Genomic DNA, 17251 nt, shown 5'->3' on the forward strand with positions numbered 1-17251 from the left:
TCTCCACTAAATCGGTCCGGCTAAGTCGGAAAAGGGTTCCAGCCCCCTCAAGAGCCCGTACAGACCGTGCAACGGCACGGGCAGCCAGGCGGGGCGATTCTCGGCTTCATAGGCCACTTCATAGGCCGCCTTCTCCAGGCCAAACAACGCCAGCGCAGCGTCTTCGCCTTCAGCATCCTTCCACTCATGGGCAAGACTAGCTGCCGCCAGTCGATATGCCTGGACAAATGCCTGGCGGGCCTCACGCAGATAACGATCGGCGACCCGTTGCCGTGCGGCGTCGGCATCGGCCGTGCTGTCGACAGTGTTCAAATGAATCGCCATGGCCGCCGCATAATCGAAGGAACGCAATACACCGCTGACATCCTTGTACGGGCTGTGCTTGCCGCGGCGCTCAGGCAGCGGACGGGCAGGCTCGCCTTCGAAGTCGATCAGGTAGGCATCGCCCTTGATCACCAGCACCTGCCCCAGGTGCAAGTCGCCGTGTACACGGATACGCAGGCCACCGGCAGCCTTGCCGGCCAGGTCCTGCACATGGGCCAGCACGGTTTTGCGGTGTTCCAGCAAACGTGCGACCATGGCCTGGTCCGCCGGGTTCAATTGGTCCTGGTTCTGCTTGAGCAGGCGCAGAGCGTTTTCCACCTGGGCGGCCACGTCCTTGCCGATGGCCTGGGCGTCCTTGGCGCTGGTTTTCACCGCAGCGAAATCGGGGTTGTCGGTGGCCTGGGCGAGCACCTTGTGCATTTCCCCCAGGCGCTGGCCGAGCATGCCGGCGAAATCCTTCAGCTCACCCAGGGCGTTGTAATGCTGCTCCTGCTCGGAAACCGCATCGGCCAACTCGTCGCGCAGGGCACGTTCGAGGTTGTTCTGGGTCCACTCCCAGGCGTCGCCCTGATTGCTCAGGTAACCCTGGGCAATCATCAGCAGCGCATCCTCGCCCTGGGCATCACGACGAATCACCGAACCCAGCAACGGAGAAATGTTGCTGAATCCGGCGGCGGTCAGGTAGCCGCTCATCTCCAGTTCCGGATGGATACCCGAAGCGACCTTGCGGATCAGCTTGAGCACCAGGCTGCCGCCCACCACCACTGAACTGTTGGATTGCTCGGCGGACAGATACCGCACTTGCGGTTCGCTCCCCAGATTCAATGCCGCCAGGCCCTCGGTGGGCTCGAAGCGCAACTCGCCCTCGCCGCACGGCAGCACCGTGCCGACCTGCATGCCGTGCAGCACGGCGCGCACGAAGCTTTCCAGGGTAAACGCATCGGTGATCAACCCCACCTGACGGCCTCGACGAACCCGGGACAGCGCCAGTTGCTGCGGCAAGGCCGCGCCGACCTGATCCTCGGCCAGCAGGCCGAACGGCAGTTGATAGCGCAGGGTCTGCCCGGCGCTGGTGACATCGATTTCACTGAGCAGCACCGGATGCTGGGGATCGCCGAAGCGCACCCCGTAGACGAGGTCGACCTTCTCGATGGCGCTGTCCTTGCCCGCGAACCAGCGGCGGTTCTGCAGCCAGCTCGGCAGGATGGTTTGCTCCAGCGTGGTGCGCGAGGGGGCTTCGAGCAACTCTTCCAGGCGTTTTTTCAGCACCAGGGTGGTGAAATCCGGCAGGCTCTGGGCCGGTTCGACATGCCAGCTCGGCATCTGGTTTTCCGCCGCCAGGGCAAACCAGTAGAAGCCGTACGGCGCCAGGGTCAGCAGGAAATTCAGCTGGCCGATGGGCGGGAAGGCGTTGCCCCCCAGCATCTCCACCGGAACCATGCCGGCATAGGCCGAAAGATCCAGCTCGGCGGCCTGGGCGCTGCGGGACACGTTGGCCACGCACAGGATGATTTCATGCTTGCCGTCCGGGCCAGTGTATTCGCGGGTATAGGCCAGGATCCGGCGATTGCTCGGCGACAGCATCTTCAAGGTGCCACGGCCAAACGCCTTGGACTGCTTGCGCACCGCCAGCATCCGCCGGGTCCAGTTGAGCAGCGAGTGCGGGTCGCCGGCCTGGGTCTCGACGTTGACCGACTGATAGCCGTACAGCGGATCCATGATGGGCGGCAGTACCAGGCTGGCGGGGTCGGCCCGGGAGAAACCGCCATTGCGGTCGATGGACCACTGCATCGGCGTGCGCACGCCATCGCGGTCCCCCAGATAGATGTTATCGCCCATGCCGATCTCGTCGCCGTAGTACAGGGTCGGCGTGCCCGGCATGGACAGCAACAGGCTGTTGAGCAGCTCCACGCGGCGGCGATCGCGCTCCATCAACGGCGCCAGGCGTCGGCGGATCCCCAGGTTGATACGCGCCCGACGGTCGGCCGCGTAGTAATTCCACAGGTAGTCGCGTTCCTTGTCGGTGACCATCTCCAGGGTCAGCTCATCGTGGTTGCGCAGGAAGATCGCCCATTGGCAATTGGTGGGGATTTCCGGGGTCTGGCGCAGGATGTCGGTGATGGGAAAACGGTCTTCCTGGGCCAGCGCCATGTACATGCGCGGCATCAGCGGGAAGTGGAATGCCATGTGGCATTCGTCGCCGTTGAGGCCCTGGGCGTCGACATCGCCGAAATACAGCTGGGTGTCTTCCGGCCACTGGTTGGCTTCGGCAAGCAACATGCGGTCCGGATAGTTGGCGTCGATTTCGGCGCGGATCAACTTGAGGACGTCGTGGGTCTCGGGCAGGTTCTCGTTATTGGTGCCGTCGCGCTCGATCAGATAGGGGATCGCGTCCAGGCGCAGGCCGTCGATGCCCATGTCCAGCCAGTAGCGCATCACCGACAGCACGGCCTTGATGACCTGCGGGTTGTCGAAATTGAGGTCCGGCTGGTGGGAATAGAAGCGGTGCCAGAAGTATTGGCCCGCCACCGGATCCCAGGTCCAGTTGGATTTTTCGGTGTCGAGGAAAATGATCCGCGTGCCGTCATACTTGTGGTCGTCATCGGACCAGACGTAGAAGTCCCGTGCCTTCGAACCTTTCTTGGCCTTGCGGGCGCGCTGGAACCAGGGATGCTGGTCCGAGGTGTGGTTGATGACCAGCTCGGTGATGACCCTCAGGTTGCGCTTGTGGGCTTCGGCAATGAAGCGCCGCGCGTCGCCCATGGTGCCGTAGTCAGGGCTGACGCCCCGGTACTCGGCGATGTCATAGCCGTCGTCGCGCCGGGGCGAGGGATAGAATGGCAGCAACCAGATGGTATTGACGCCCAGGTCGGCAATGTAGTCGAGCTTCTCGATCAACCCGGGGAAGTCGCCGATGCCGTCGTTGTTGGAATCGAAATACGATTTGACGTGGACCTGGTAGATCACCGCATCCTTGTACCAGAGCGGATCCTTGATGAACGTGGCGGACCGCGGTTTTTTCGCCATTTGCAACTCCTGATGAATTCAATAAGGCCGTTGGGGCACAAGGGCTCGTGTGTGGCGAGGGGATAAATCCCCTCCCCACAAAGGCCCCCGCTGGCATCTCTCGTTGCACAGCCTTACGCCGCGCTGATCCGCCAGATCCCGAACGGCTGGTAGGCCGGGTCGATGCGCATGAACTGGTATTTGCCGTACCAAATCCAGCGATGTCCATTCATCAAATCCTCGCCCTGGGTCTGGGCGTCGTCCGGCAACCCCATCTCCCAGAGCGGCAGTTCGAAGCTGGCTTCCTGGGGGTTATGGGGATCCAGGCTCACCGCCACCAGGATGAAATTGCTGCCATCGGGTGTGCGCTTGCCGAAATACAGGATGTTGTCGTTCCAGGCGTTGTAGATCGTCAGGCCCAGGTGCGTATGCAGCGCCGGGTTCTGGCGACGGATACGGTTGAGCTGGGCGATCTCGGCGATGATGTTGCCGGGGGCGGTGAAATCCCGAGGGCGGATTTCGTACTTCTCCGAATCGAGGTATTCCTCCTTGCCCGGTACCGGCGCCGACTCGCACAGCTCAAAGCCGGAGTACATGCCCCACAGGCCCGATCCCATGGTGGCCAGGGCAGCGCGGATCAGGAACCCCGCACGGCCCGACTCATGGAGAAACGCCGGATTGATGTCCGGGGTGTTGACGAAGAAGTTCGGTCGGTAGCACTCGCGCCACGGCGACTGATTGAGCTCCGTGAAATAGGTCGCCAGCTCGGCCTTGGTATTGCGCCAGGTGAAGTACGTATAGCTCTGGGAATAACCGACCTTGCCCAGCCGCGCCATCATCGCCGGCGTGGTGAAGGCTTCGGCGAGGAAAATCACTTCAGGGTACTGCGCCCGCACATCGGCGATCAGCCACTGCCAGAACGGCAACGGCTTGGTGTGGGGGTTGTCGACACGGAACATCTTCACGCCTTCCTTGACCCAGCCCACCACGATGTCCCGCAGCTCCAGCCACAGGCTGGGAATGGCGTCCGCCGCGTAGAAGTCGACGTTGACAATGTCCTGGTATTTTTTCGGCGGGTTTTCCGCGTATTTGATCGTGCCGTCCGGCCGCCAGCTGAACCAGCCCGGATGCTGCTTGAGCCAGGGATGGTCCTGGGAGCACTGGATGGCGAAATCCAGGGCGATTTCCAGGCCATGGTTGGCGGCGGCTTCCACCAGGCGGCGGAAGTCTTCCCGGGTACCCAGTTGTGGATGGATCGCCTCGTGCCCGCCGTCCTCGCTGCCGATGGCATACGGGCTGCCCGGGTCATCGGGGCCGGCAGTCAGGGAGTTGTTGGGGCCTTTGCGGAAACTGCGGCCAATGGGATGGATCGGCGGGAAATACAGCACATCGAAGCCCATGTCCCGGATCATCGGCAGGAGTGAATGCACGTCATTGAAGGTGCCGTGGCGGCTGGGATCGTCTGTTATCGAGCGGGGAAACAGCTCATACCAGCTGGCGAACTCGGCTTCTTTGCGTTCTACGTCCAGCGGGTACTCGGGACTGATGCTCAGGTAGGGTCGATGATCGGCCAAGGACATGAGATCGGCACTGCGTGGTGCGAGAAACAGCGCCACCTGCTCCTCGGGCAACAGGCCCGAAAGCTCATGGTGCAACGCTGCCAACTCCTCGCTCAATTCGCCGTCGCTACGCTCGGCGGCCAGTTGCACCTGGTTGCGCCCTTCCTGCAATTCGAGGCTGATGGGCACACCAGCGCCGTACTTCTTCTCCAGTTCATAACGGAAGCTGGCGAACTGATCGAACCAGGCCTCGATACAGAACACGTAACGGCCCTGTTCGGGTACGTTGAACTGGCCTCGCCAGCTGTTGTTGCCAAGGTCGGTCATGACCTCGCTGTTCCAGACCTCATCCTCCAGCGCCCGCCAGCGGATCCGCACGGCCAGCTTGTCATGACCGTCGGCGAAGACCTTGCTGGTCACGGTCACATCCCGCCCGGCGACGACCTTGGCGGCGAATTGCCCACCGTCGATCACCGGCATGGTGTCCTCAATGGCGATACGTGGCAGCAACAAGGCGTGGGACAGTGGCAAGTGCGGGTTGTACGCCAAGTCAGTCGAGTGTTCAGCAGTCATCGAGCATCGCTCCTTTTACGCCCCATGGACGTGCTTGTGACGATAAAAAACTCACTTAACCTCCGAACCGGGCCGGCGACCAAAAGTTCAGCGAGATTTACCCGGGACACCTGGGGGGATCGAACCTGGTCCCGGATGGTCAACAAGGATAAGCACGACTCAAGCCATGTGCCTCACGGAGACCCGTCCCGATGAATATTCCCATCCCGGCCGAAACACCTGATCCGAACATCGACGACCCCACTTTGCCACCGCCTGGCCCCGACCCGGAGCCCATACCGGAAAAGGACCCGCCCCTCGACCCGCAGCCGCCCGTGGGCGACCCGCCGAACGAGAATTCGCCGGAGCGGGTTTGAGGCGTCATTCATAAGCATCATGGGGCGTTAGCGGCAACGGACTGTCAGCCACCGTCAATGTCGGCTGGCAGGCCACGTCGCCAGCAGTTGTGTGCAAGATGGCGATGAAATCAGGGTTTGTCGTCCCGCTCCTTTTCCAGGGCCCGGACAATCACTGGCATCACGCTGAAGATCGCCAGTGCCAGCACCGTGCTCAATACCGCCGTTCCTTCCTTGCCCAGGCCCGCCGCCACGCCGATGGCCGCAGTCATCCATAAGCCGGCGGCCGTGGTCAGGCCCTTTACCTGGCCTTCGTCGCCTTCATTGTTTTTCAGGATAGTGCCGGCGCCGAGAAAACCGATGCCCGCCACCACGCCCTGTATCACCCGGCTCATCGCATCGGCCTGGGAACCGGACATCTGCGGTACCAGCACGAACAGCGCAGCCCCCAGGGCAACGAGCATATGGGTGCGCACGCCTGCGGCCTTGCCCTTGTGTTCTCGCTCGAACCCCAGGATGCCGCCCAGCAGCGCGGCCATCACCAGGCGCACGGTGACCCGGGTCATCTGTTGTGTGTCGCCGATATCGGCGAATTCCGACTGCATAGTGATCCAGACCTGATGCCACCAGGTTTCCATAGGTGCCTCCTCTTTCAGTCCATGAACGATGGACCGCAAACGACGCCAGAGGTGCGCCCGACCGCTGATCCGACGCAACGAACCCTGCCTTGCCGGCGACGCCTAACGCTTATCAACGTGAAGGAGTGACACCATGACTATGAACATCACTGACGGCATCTGCGAATTCCAGACAGCCGACGGCACGCTGGAGTGTTCCGCCAGCGAGCTGACGATCATTACCGACGCCGATAAAGCCATGTCCGCCGTGGACCTCAACGGCAAACGGATCTACCTCACCGAGGCCGAAGTCGACGCATTGACTGTAGCCGGAGCGAACGATGGGCGCCGCAACCTCAAGGCCACCGACAGCGGTTCGGCCATTTGAGACTCCCTGTGGGGCTGCCCTTCTTCCCTGGCACCCGGGTGGCAGGCGCAAACAGGATGGCAGCCTCGAGCAGATCAATCAGGGTGCATCAAAGTGTCGCAGGGCCTGGGCTACAGGCCATCTGATCCGGTTTTAATCGAAATACCTGAGCCTGTTATGCAAACAGTTTCGTGGTCATAGTGCCCCGGCCAGATAACGGCTGATGAGCGACCGACCATGAGCGACCGAATCCCCGTCCAGTTGATACAGACCTTCGACCCCACTCCAGGCAAGATAAAGGCCCGGAGCACCGATAACCTGATCCACACCCGCAGCTTCACCGGTTTGTTCCGCACCTTGCGCATGAGCGGCGCCGGGTTTCTGTTCCTGCTGTTCTTCGGCACCGTATGGTTGAACTGGGGCGGCCGCCAGGCGGTGCTCTGGGACCTGTCGGAAAGCAAATTCCACATATTCGGCGCGACGTTCTGGCCGCAGGATTTCATCCTGCTGTCGGCGCTGTTGATCATCGCCGCCTTCGGCCTGTTCGCGATCACCGTATTCGCCGGGCGGGTGTGGTGCGGCTACACCTGTCCGCAAAGTTCCTGGACCTGGATCTTCATGTGGTGCGAGAAGATCACCGAAGGTGATCGCAACCAGCGCATCAAACTGCAGGCGGCGCCCTGGAGCCTGAACAAACTGCTGCGTCGCTCGGCCAAGCACACACTGTGGCTGGGCATCAGCCTGCTCACCGGCCTGACCTTCGTCGGCTACTTCACACCGATCCGGCCGCTGGCCGAAGAGTTGCTCACCCTGCAGATAGCCGGCGTCAGCCTGTTCTGGGTGCTCTTCTTCACCGGGGCCACCTACCTCAACGCGGGCTGGTTGCGCGAAGCCGTGTGCATGCACATGTGTCCTTATGCACGGTTCCAGAGCGTGATGTTCGACAAGGACACGCTGACCATTTCCTACGACTCGGCCCGTGGCGAGATCCGCGGCCCGCGCAAGCGCGACGTGAAGCCGGCCAATATCGGCCTGGGGGATTGCATCGATTGCCAGATGTGCGTGCAGGTCTGCCCCACCGGCATCGACATCCGCGATGGCCTGCAAATGGAATGCATCGGTTGCGCGGCGTGCATCGACGCCTGCGACTCGATCATGGACAGGATGGGATACGCCCGCGGCCTGATCAAATACACCTCCGAGCATCAGTTGCAAGGGGGCAAGACGCATCTGCTGCGGCCTCGGCTGGTCGGCTATACCGCCGTGCTGCTGGTGATGATCGCGGCGCTGACGATCGCGCTGGTGCAGCGGCCCATGGTCTCCCTGGATGTGAGCAAGGACCGTGGCCTGTTCCGGGAAAACAGCCAGGGCCTGATCGAAAACATCTATAGCCTGAAGATCATCAACAAGACCCAGCAGCGCCAGGATTACCACCTGTCCCTGGTGGACGGCGACGGCTTCGTCCTGCAGGGCAAGACGCAACTGAGCCTGGCGCCGGGGGAGATCGTCGACGTACCGGTGTCGGTGGCGATGCTCAGCGAAAGGCCCCGCAGCGGCTCCCAGGACATGACCTTCAAGGTGACCGATAGCGACGACCCCGGCATCCACAGCGTGGCCAAGAGCCGTTTTGTCGCGCCGATGAACCGCTGAAGCATTAAGATGCCGCACGCGTGTGGACACGAGACTGAAACGCCGATCATCCATGGCCCCGAATCGTTCATGACTGGACCGAAAATGAAACGCTACGAGAAATTCGCCGACGACATCGCCGAACTGATCCGCTCCGGCATGCTCGGGCCAGGGCAGCGCGTGCCGTCGGTACGGTATGCCAGCCAGACCTATGGGGTCAGTCCGTCCACGGTGTTCCAGGCCTATTACCTGCTGGAGCGACGCGGCATGATCCGGGCCCGGCCGCGCTCCGGCTACTTCGTCAACAACCTTGCGCCGAGCCCGTTTTCAGAGCCCGTGATCAGCAGCCAGGTCCATGAGTCGACCGAAGTCGACGTCAGCGAGCTGGTATTCTCGGTCCTGGATTCGATCAAGGACCCGGCCACCATCGCCTTCGGCTCGGCGTTTCCCAGCCCGACGCTATTCCCGCTGCAACGCCTGTCCCGCTCGCTGTCCAGCGCCACGCGGGACATGGACCCGCGGGTGGTGGTCACGGACATGTCGCCTGGCAATCCGCAACTGCGCCGGCAGATCGCCCTGCGCTACATGGTCGGCGGGCTGATGCTGCCCATGGAGGAATTGCTGGTCACCAACGGCGCCCTGGAAGCCTTGAACCTGTGCCTGCAAGCCGTGACCGAACCCGGCGACCTGGTGGCCATCGAGGCGCCGGCGTTCTACGCCAGCCTGCAGGTGCTGGAGCGACTCAAGCTCAAGGCCGTGGAAATCCCGGTACACCCACGCGACGGTATCGATCTGGAAGTCCTTGAACAGACTCTGGAGCGTCATCCGGTCAAGGCCTGCTGGTGCATGACCAGTTTCCAGAACCCCATGGGCGCGACGATGCCCGAGGAGCGGAAAAAGGCGCTGGTAGCGTTGCTCAGTCGCCATCAGGTGCCCTTGATCGAGGACGACGTCTACGCCGAACTCTATTACGGCCAGCAGGCTCCAAAACCGGCCAAGGCCTTCGACACCGAAGGGTTGGTGATGCATTGCGGTTCGTTTGCCAAGAGCCTGGCGCCAGGCTATCGCATCGGCTGGGTCGCCGCCGGACGCTACGCGCAGAAAATCGAGCGGTTGAAACTCATGACGTCACTGTGCGCCTCGATGCCGGCCCAGGCCGCTATCGCCGACTACCTGCAACACGGCGGCTACGACCGGCACCTGCGCAAACTGCGCTACGCCCTGGAAGAACAGCAACGCGCGATGCTCGCCGCCATCGCCCGCTACTTCCCCCCACAGACCCGCGTCAGCCAGCCAACGGGAGGCTACTTCCTCTGGCTTGAACTGCCGGAGCTGACAGACTCGCTGAAACTGTTCCAGATGGCCCTGGCCCAGGGCATCAGCATCGCACCGGGCCCGATCTTTTCACCGACCCAGCGGTTCAGGAACTGTATTCGGTTGAACTATGGCAGCCCCTGGAACGAGGCGTCGGAGAAGGCCATGGAGACGCTGGGGCGGATCATCCGTTCGTTCTGAGACGGGTGGTCCGTACCAGCCTCACCGCGAGCGTGATTGCGATGGAGTCGGTACTGACGACACTCAGCGCCCGCCTCCCAGCTCCACGAACGTCCCGGTCGCATACGAAGCCTTGTCCGACAGCAACCAGATGATCGCTTCCGCCACTTCGTCCGGACGACCGCCCCGGGCCATGGGAATGGCCGATTCCAGCTTGCTGACCCGGTCCGGGTCGCCGCTCAGGGCGTGGAAATCGGTATAGATATAACCGGGGCGAACCGCATTGACGCGGATCCCCTCGCCGGCCACTTCCTTGGACAGACCGATGGTGAACGTGTCCAGGGCGCCCTTGGAGGCGGCGTAGTCGACATATTCGTTGGGCGAACCCAGGCGGGCCGCCACCGAGGAGACATTCACGATACTCCCGCCCTGCCCGCCGTGCCGGGGCGACATGCGCAGCACCGCGTGCTTGGCGCAGAGAATCGGCCCCAGCACATTGGTCTTCATGATCTTGAGAAGGCGGAACTCGGACATTTCATCGAGCCGGGACTTGTGGGCCACCGTGCCGGCATTGTTCACCAGGGCCGTCACCCGCCCCAGTTCGGCGTCGACCCGGTTGAACAGGCCGACCACCTCGTCCTCGATACTGACATCGGCCCGCACGGCGATCGCCTGGGCGCCCTTGGCGCGGACCTGTTCGAGCACGTCCTGTGCGGCGTTCTCATCGGCCTGGTAGTTGATGCAGATCCGATACCCCTGCTCGGCAGCCAGCAGCGCCGTGGCCGCGCCGATACCGCGGCCACCACCGGTGATGACGATGACTTTATCCACTTTGCTCTCCCGTTCCCCGGATAGACGTCCGGCCCAAGAATAACGTTCAGGCACGCTTTTGCACAAAGCGCTCCGCTTAGCGGGCCAGCGCCCGCAGATCCAGGTGTCCGTCCAGCAGCGGCGGGCACCAGTAGTAGCCGCCGGTGATCGGCCGGCTCATGCGATACAGCCCATCGGTGATGCCGTCTTCCAGGCCGCTCATGCGGCGCAATTGCGCCTCGAAAGCGTCGAGGGAAAAGCCGAAGGCCAGGAACATCAGGCCGGCACGATCGCCTTCGATCCACGGCATGGAGCGACGCACGACGAACGCCTGCGGGGTGAAGCTTTCCTGGGCGGTGCGTTTGACGTGGGCCGACTCCGGCGCGTCATCGAGTTCCTCGTTGTCGCTCAGGCGGCGTCCCATGATGTTGTCACGCTCATGGGGCTGCATCGCGGCAAAACCGTCCAGATCATGCTGCCATTGCTGGATCGCGGCGAAACTGCCGCCGCGCACGCCATCGACGCCCTGGACCAGGGCCGCGGCGACGGCGGCTTCGTCATGGGGGTTCTCGGTGCCGTCTTCGTAGCCGGTCAGGTCATGGCCGCTCATGTGGCGGAAGGTTTCGTTCATCTGCACAAGGCGCAACGCCGGGGCCAGCGCCGCTTCGATGGCGCGACTGCGATGCAGCAATTCGCCGCGGTCTTCGCCGTGCAGCCAGCACCACAGGGCATGCTGGGTCGATGGGTTGTCCACGCCCACGCCGGCCAGGGCAGGAAACGCCCGCAAGCCTTCGACCTGCGCACCCAGCGCCTGGACCAGCGACTCGCCGAAGCCGATGACCGCGCGGCCATCCAGTTGCAGCGACAACCGATCGATCGCAGCCGGCAGCGCCTCGACCGATTCCAGGGCGAAGAACAAATGACGGGCCTGAGGCGGGACAGGGGTGGCGAGAATGCCGGGCTGGTAGTAGCTCATGTGGACTCCTTTAGAAAGACTGCGAGTTTACCCGGCGGCCGTGGGTTTGTGGTGGTTGCGTGGGCTCGCGGACGCGCCCTGGCGACACAGGTTTGCTGTAGGACCACTCTTGCAACTTCGTCGGATGGCTCGGATCTTCGCCTGGCAAGCAAGTCTCCGGTTGCCCGGCAGCCAAAAACTTCCTAGATTGACCGCCCCCCAAGTGCGTCACGCACCGGGCTGCCGTACGCAGAGCGGCTGAACCCTCGCCCCCATGGAGAAACGGTCGAACATGCAAATGGCCAAATCGATACTCGCCGGCACTTTCCTGCTGATCGGCGCAGTCCCCCAGGGCTTTGCCCAGGAACGCCTCGAAGACACGGTCAATGCGGTTATCCAGCCCTTGATGAAACAGCAGGACATCGCCGGCATGGCGGTGGCGATCACCCAGGATGGCAAACGTCATTTCTTCAATTACGGGGTCGCCTCGAAGGACACGAAAGCGACGGTCACCGACCAGACCCTCTTCGAAATCGGCTCGGTCAGCAAGACCTTCACCGCGACCCTTGGCGCCTATGCCCAGGCCCGGGGCAAGCTGTCCCTGGCGGACCCGGCCGGGCGCCATGCCCCGGAGCTGCAAGGCAGCGCCCTGGAACATGCCAGCCTGCTCAACCTCGCGACCTACACACCCGGTGGGTTGCCATTGCAGTTTCCCGACGATGCAGACCGCCCGGACCGGATGTTCGGGTATTTCAAGACCTGGAAACAACTCTACCCGGCCGGTACCCAGCGGCTCTATTCGAACCCGAGCATCGGCCTGTTCGGCTATCTGGCGGCCCGCAGCCTGGGTCAGCCGTTCGATGAGGCGATGGAGAAGGTGCTGATGCCGGCGCTGGGCCTCAAGCATGGTTATCTGCATGTACCCGCGCAACAGTCGGGCCGATACGCCCAGGGATATTCGAAGGATGGCAAGCCTGTCCGGGTCGGGCCCGGCGCGCTGGATTCCGAAGCGTATGGCGTGAAGATCAGTTCGTCGGACCTGATTCGTTTCGTCGAGGCCAACCTGCACCCGGAAAAACTCGGCGCCGATCTGCAGCAGGCCATCGGCACCACCCATACTGGTTTCTACCAGGTTGGTGGAATGACCCAGGGCCTGGGCTGGGAGTTCTACCCTTACCCGGTCAGCCTGGAGCAACTGCTGGCCGGCAACTCTCCCCAGATGGCCCTCACCCCGCAGAAGGCGACGTTGCTCCAACCGCCTCGCCCCGCACCGGACAATGCCTGGATCAACAAGACCGGTTCCACGGGAGGCTTTGGCGCCTACGTGGCGTTCGTACCGGGCAGGGACATGGGCATCGTGCTGCTGGCGAACAAGAATTATCCCATCGAGGAACGGGTGAAAGTCGCCCATAGGATCCTGACGGCACTGGACAGCCAATAACGAGGGCCACGAGTTACCCTGTGGCGAGGGGATTTACCCCGCTGGCGCGCGCAGCGGCCCTGGAATTCTGGCAACCTGATGTATCAAGCAGATCGGGGTGGCCGCTCGGCAGGGCTGCTGTGCAGCCCAGCGGGGATAAATCCCTTCGCCACAAGGGCTGTCGGCCTAGCGGAAAATCAGTCCTCCAGCGGCTTCGGCGCCTTCGTTGCCTTGGCCGGCTTGGTGCCTTTGGCATCCTTGGCCGGGGCGGCTTCGGTGACGGGAGGTGGAGCGGGAGGCGTGGCTTGCTTTTCGGTCGCGGGCAGCTTGTCGACGGTGTCGAAGATGTCTTTCAGCTCGATCGCCCCGGAATGTTCAAGCTTCTTTTCCCCATCCTTGCCCACCAGGATGACCTTGGTCTGGGCGCCGGCCCCCAACTTCAGAGAACGGATCAAGGCCATGGTGCTCTGCGGGTCCAGGTCCTTGCCGTCCCGCTGCCCTATTGTGTTGAGCACGGTGTAAAGCACCATGTTGCGCTCGGAAAAGCCTTGCTTGCCTGCCGGTTCCTCCAGGGCCTTTTTCAAGCTGACCCAGGTCGGGTCGACGGTGCTGGGAGCGATGACGATCAGCGGGCGGGTTTTGCCTGTCTCCGCCACCAGGGGCGAGTCGCCATCGGCGGCGAACAAAGGGCCGGCGAAGGCCAGCAAGGTAGCGAAGGTCAACGACCGAATGAGCATGCGCCTCTCCTTTTGATATTCACGCTGTACTGATTGCACAGGGCGGCGAATGTTCCGCGAGAGAGTCGCCCGATACTGCGCCTGTCTGCCTTGAAGCTTAGGCCAGCGGGTCCATTGCGCAACCGGGATACCAGAGCGATCTTGCCCACTGAAGTCGTGGGCCAGTCGGCGAAGATGCTGGATGTGCAGCGGCTTTCACGGTCGAGGCGCGCCCACCGAAAAGGGTCGAGGGTGCGCCTGGGTCAGGTGGCGGATCAGAACGCCAGTTTGAACCCGATCATTGCCAGCATCACCGCCAGGCACGGGCGCAGCAGCTCGTCGGAAATGCGTCCCGACAGATGACTGCCAAGGTAGATGCCGGGCAACGAGCCAACCAGCAGGAAGCCCAGTATGTGCCAGTCCATGTTGCCCATGCTCGCATGGCCGAGGCCGGCGACGAGGGTCAGTGGCACGGCGTGGGCGATTTCGGTGCCCACCAGGCGCCTGGTCACCAGGAACGGGTAAAGCACGAACAAGGCAACGGTACCCAGGGCGCCGGCACCGATGGAGGTCAACGCGACCATCGTGCCCAGCACCACGCCGGTGACGACTGTCAGCAGGTTGAGTCGCGAGCCGGTGGGATTGTAATGGCCGCCCGCGCGGTCATGGGCGAATTGCAGCAGGCGCTTCTTGAACAGAATCGCCAGGGCCGTGGCGAACAGTACGAACCCAAGGGCCTGCTTGATGATCGCGTTCATCGCATCGGGAGAACTGTGCAGGGTGCTGAGAAACCACAGGGTCAGGCCCACCGCTGGCACGCTGCCCAACGTCAGCCAGCCCGTGATGGCCCAATCGATGTTGCGGTTCCTGGCGTGAACCAGGACGCCGCCAGACTTGGTGATGGCCGCATAAAGCAGATCCGTCCCCACCGCAGTCGCAGGGTTGATACCAAACCACAGCAGGATGGGGGTCATCAGCGAACCGCCACCCACGCCGGTCATTCCGACGATGAAGCCGACCACCAGGCCCGCTACGACTAAACCGACATTACCGAAATCCATCAACCCGTCTCAGCGCAACCGCGTGAAAAATCTGGCCGCGAGCATAGCGATTTTTCTTATAACCCCCTATATCGATGTGATCTATCTTTATGCCTTTTCTACCTATTGAACCGGTAGGAAATTGAGGAACAGCAGGCTCTGGGCATAGTTGAGGCCGATACGCCGGTACCGCTCGTCCAGCATTTGGGTCAGCAAATCCAGGCGCGCGACGATTTTCCCGAACTCCACAGCGAAACTCAGGTTGCTGCCCTCCTCCGAGATCTCGTTGGAAAACAGCAACAATTTGCCATCTTTATCCTGCCGCTGGCTCAACAGCCAGGTGGCTTTTTCGATGTTGCGCGCCGCGTTGCTGACAAAGCGCGGGTCAATGGTGTCGGTCATGTAGAACTCGAGCCGATTGCCATGGGCCGTCACCAGCATGCTGCCGATGGCGTAGATGAAGGCGCCGACCCGGTCGCCGAGAAACTCGGGGCTCATGGCATAGCTCAAGGCCGCCAGGTCCTTCTTTCCACCCAGGGTCGGCAATGGCTGCTGTTGCTCGATGGCCATGCGCACCTGCTTTTCCGCGCTGCGTGCGTCAAGGAAGCCGGACTTGCGCAATTCTTCAGGGTTGCGCAGGTACAGCTTGTTCATCAGCAGATACAGACTTTGCAGGTTGTCATGCATTGCCAGCGTCGCCATGCGATCGACGCTGGTCTGCAGAAACTCCTGGGGCTTGGTGTTGCTGAACTGCGTGACCATGTCCTGCCCCTGCTGATGACTGCAACCGACATTGGACAACGCCAGCGCACCGACCAGAAGCGCCGGGCAGCAACGTCGCAAGACCATCAGTGGGCAAAAAACACCGGCCATCGAATCTCGATCTGGGCATGGGGAGGCGGTGGGGCTCGCCGCTTCCTGGCCATGGATAGAGCGGCAAAAATCATAAAAGTGCGGTGCCCGGCGAAATCAGCTCAGTACGAGGAAAGCTGCGCGCACCTAATTAGTCTTACTTTTTAATTGAAAAATCCTGGTTAATGGCTATAAATCCTCTCGCAACACGCAAATAGAAAGACTACTGAACAGAAAAACCTTCAGCGCTGTCCGACCAGTAACGGACTCGACGCGTTCAAAACAACAACAAAACCACAGGAAGGTCTCACCATGCTTGAATCCAGACATTTGCTCACGGCCCTCGGAGTCGCTCTGATGATCGCCACCCCTGCTTCCCAGGCCGCAGGCCTGACCAATGAACACGGCCCGTTCGGCAAGACCGATGATGGCTCTCCGGTCGAGAAGTATGTGCTGCGCAACAGCCATGGCATGCAAGCCACCGTGATCACCTACGGCGCAATACTCCAGTCGCTGGTCGTGCCGGACAAAAACGGCAAGGCCGCCGACGTAGTACTCGGTTTCGACGACGTCCAGGGCTATCAGAAAAACGGCAGCGTGTATTTCGGCGCCACCATCGGCCGCTTCGGCAACCGCCTGGCCGATGGCGCCTTCGAGCTGGACGGCAAGCGTTACCAGGTACCGCAGAACGACCATGGCAATTCCCTGCACGGCGGGCCGCAAGGCTTCGACAAACGAGTGTGGAAGGCCGTGCCCCATGACGGCAAGGATTCGGTGGGGGTGACCCTCACGTACCTGTCGGCCGATGGCGAGATGGGCTTCCCCGGCGCGCTGAAGACCGACGTCACCTACAGCCTCAACGAACAGAACGAACTGCGTATCGACTACCAGGCCACCACCGACAAGCCCACGGTGCTGAACCTGACCAACCACAGCTACTTCAACCTCGCCGGGGCCGGAAACGGCGACATCCTCAAACAGGTGGCGACACTCCACGCCAGCCATTACACGCCCGTGACCGGCAAGCTCATCCCTACCGGTGAAATGGCCCCCGTGGCAGGCACCCCGATGGACTTCACCAAGCCCATCGCCATCGGCACCCATATCAAGGCTGACCATCCACAGCTCAAGTTCGCCGAACCGAAACAGGGTGGCTTCGACTTCAACTGGGTCTTGGACGCCAAGGGTGACGTGAGCAAACCGGCCGCCGATGTCTACGACCCGCAATCGGGACGGCGCCTGCAGCTCTATACCACCGAGCCTGGCGTACAGTTCTACACCAGCAACTTCCTCGACGGCACGGTCAAGGGCAAGCAAGGCAAGACCTACCCGCATTGGGGCGCGTTTACCCTGGAAACCCAGCACTTCCCCGACTCGCCCAACCAGCCGAATTTCCCTTCGACACGGCTCGATCCGGGCCAGACCTACACCCAGACCATGGTGCTGAAGTTCTCCGCCAAGTAAGCCGCCCCCCGATCGCTCCCACATCCGCCGCCTGGCGTGTGGGGGCGAGTCTCGCTGCGAAAGGGAATGGCGCAGGCCTCCCGTCGATCC

At 62.2% G+C, this 17251-nt stretch carries 14 protein-coding genes; 6 read left to right on the forward strand and 8 right to left on the reverse strand.

From position 1 onward, the window contains the following. Window positions 1-6: 6 nt before the first annotated feature. Both treS and BW992_RS23735 read right to left on the reverse strand, forming a co-directional pair. Window positions 7-3351 (reverse strand): maltose alpha-D-glucosyltransferase, encoded by a 3345-nt coding sequence (treS, locus tag BW992_RS23730; protein WP_076407201.1) that lies wholly within the window; start codon window positions 3349-3351, stop codon window positions 7-9. Window positions 3352-3464: 113 nt separating this feature from the next. Continuing rightward, window positions 3465-5462 (reverse strand): alpha-1,4-glucan--maltose-1-phosphate maltosyltransferase, encoded by a 1998-nt coding sequence (locus BW992_RS23735; protein ID WP_076407202.1) that lies wholly within the window; start codon window positions 5460-5462, stop codon window positions 3465-3467. Between the two features lie 191 nt (window positions 5463-5653). On the opposite strand from BW992_RS23735, the gene BW992_RS27115 reads away from it, so the two are divergent. Beyond that, a complete protein-coding gene (locus tag BW992_RS27115; protein WP_165887612.1) occupies window positions 5654-5818 on the forward strand; it encodes a hypothetical protein in 165 nt (54 codons plus the stop codon). Window positions 5819-5928: 110 nt separating this feature from the next. Here BW992_RS27115 and BW992_RS23740 read toward each other — a convergent pair whose 3' ends face one another. Further along, the gene (locus BW992_RS23740) at window positions 5929-6435 is read right to left on the reverse strand and encodes an MgtC/SapB family protein (protein ID WP_053154456.1); all 507 of its coding nucleotides are present in this window, start codon (window positions 6433-6435) and stop codon (window positions 5929-5931) included. Window positions 6436-6568: 133 nt separating this feature from the next. Here BW992_RS23740 and BW992_RS23745 point away from each other — a divergent pair, with 133 nt between their 5' ends. The 3 genes from BW992_RS23745 to mapR all read left to right on the forward strand — a co-directional run bounded on the left by BW992_RS23745 (window position 6569) and on the right by mapR (window position 9925). Next, the gene (locus tag BW992_RS23745) at window positions 6569-6802 is read left to right on the forward strand and encodes a DUF3203 family protein (protein ID WP_053154459.1); all 234 of its coding nucleotides are present in this window, start codon (window positions 6569-6571) and stop codon (window positions 6800-6802) included. Window positions 6803-7018: 216 nt separating this feature from the next. After that, window positions 7019-8431, forward strand: a complete 1413-nt coding sequence (ccoG, locus tag BW992_RS23750; RefSeq protein ID WP_072394225.1) for a cytochrome c oxidase accessory protein CcoG — start codon at window positions 7019-7021, stop codon at window positions 8429-8431. A gap of 84 nt (window positions 8432-8515) precedes the next feature. Further along, the gene (gene mapR / locus BW992_RS23755) at window positions 8516-9925 is read left to right on the forward strand and encodes a GntR family transcriptional regulator MpaR (RefSeq protein WP_076407203.1); all 1410 of its coding nucleotides are present in this window, start codon (window positions 8516-8518) and stop codon (window positions 9923-9925) included. Between the two features lie 63 nt (window positions 9926-9988). On the opposite strand, the gene BW992_RS23760 is transcribed toward mapR, so the two are convergent. After that, complete coding sequence (locus BW992_RS23760; protein ID WP_072394219.1) at window positions 9989-10735, reverse strand: SDR family oxidoreductase; 747 nt, start codon at window positions 10733-10735, stop codon at window positions 9989-9991. A gap of 76 nt (window positions 10736-10811) precedes the next feature. After that, window positions 10812-11690: a Dyp-type peroxidase gene (locus tag BW992_RS23765; RefSeq protein ID WP_072394216.1), complete on the reverse strand. Its 879-nt coding sequence runs from the start codon at window positions 11688-11690 to the stop codon at window positions 10812-10814. Window positions 11691-11961: 271 nt separating this feature from the next. Here BW992_RS23765 and ampC point away from each other — a divergent pair, with 271 nt between their 5' ends. Next, window positions 11962-13110 (forward strand): class C beta-lactamase, encoded by a 1149-nt coding sequence (ampC, locus tag BW992_RS23770; protein WP_076407204.1) that lies wholly within the window; start codon window positions 11962-11964, stop codon window positions 13108-13110. Between the two features lie 176 nt (window positions 13111-13286). Here the strand turns inward: ampC and BW992_RS23775 are convergent, their stop codons facing one another. The 3 genes from BW992_RS23775 to BW992_RS23785 form a co-directional block, all read right to left on the reverse strand. Further along, a complete protein-coding gene (locus BW992_RS23775) occupies window positions 13287-13826 on the reverse strand; it encodes a DUF4174 domain-containing protein (protein WP_072458507.1) in 540 nt (179 codons plus the stop codon). Window positions 13827-14080: 254 nt separating this feature from the next. Then, complete coding sequence (locus BW992_RS23780; protein ID WP_072430421.1) at window positions 14081-14866, reverse strand: sulfite exporter TauE/SafE family protein; 786 nt, start codon at window positions 14864-14866, stop codon at window positions 14081-14083. Between the two features lie 102 nt (window positions 14867-14968). Next, the gene (locus BW992_RS23785; RefSeq protein WP_231991149.1) at window positions 14969-15694 is read right to left on the reverse strand and encodes a hypothetical protein; all 726 of its coding nucleotides are present in this window, start codon (window positions 15692-15694) and stop codon (window positions 14969-14971) included. Between the two features lie 315 nt (window positions 15695-16009). Between BW992_RS23785 and BW992_RS23790 the strand changes: the two genes are divergently transcribed. After that, entirely contained in the window at window positions 16010-17161 is a 1152-nt protein-coding gene (locus BW992_RS23790; protein ID WP_072430419.1) for an aldose epimerase family protein, read from the forward strand. Window positions 17162-17251 lie beyond the last annotated feature (90 nt).

The organism is Pseudomonas sp. 7SR1 (assembly GCF_900156465.1).
In the GTDB taxonomy this organism is placed as follows: domain Bacteria; phylum Pseudomonadota; class Gammaproteobacteria; order Pseudomonadales; family Pseudomonadaceae; genus Aquipseudomonas.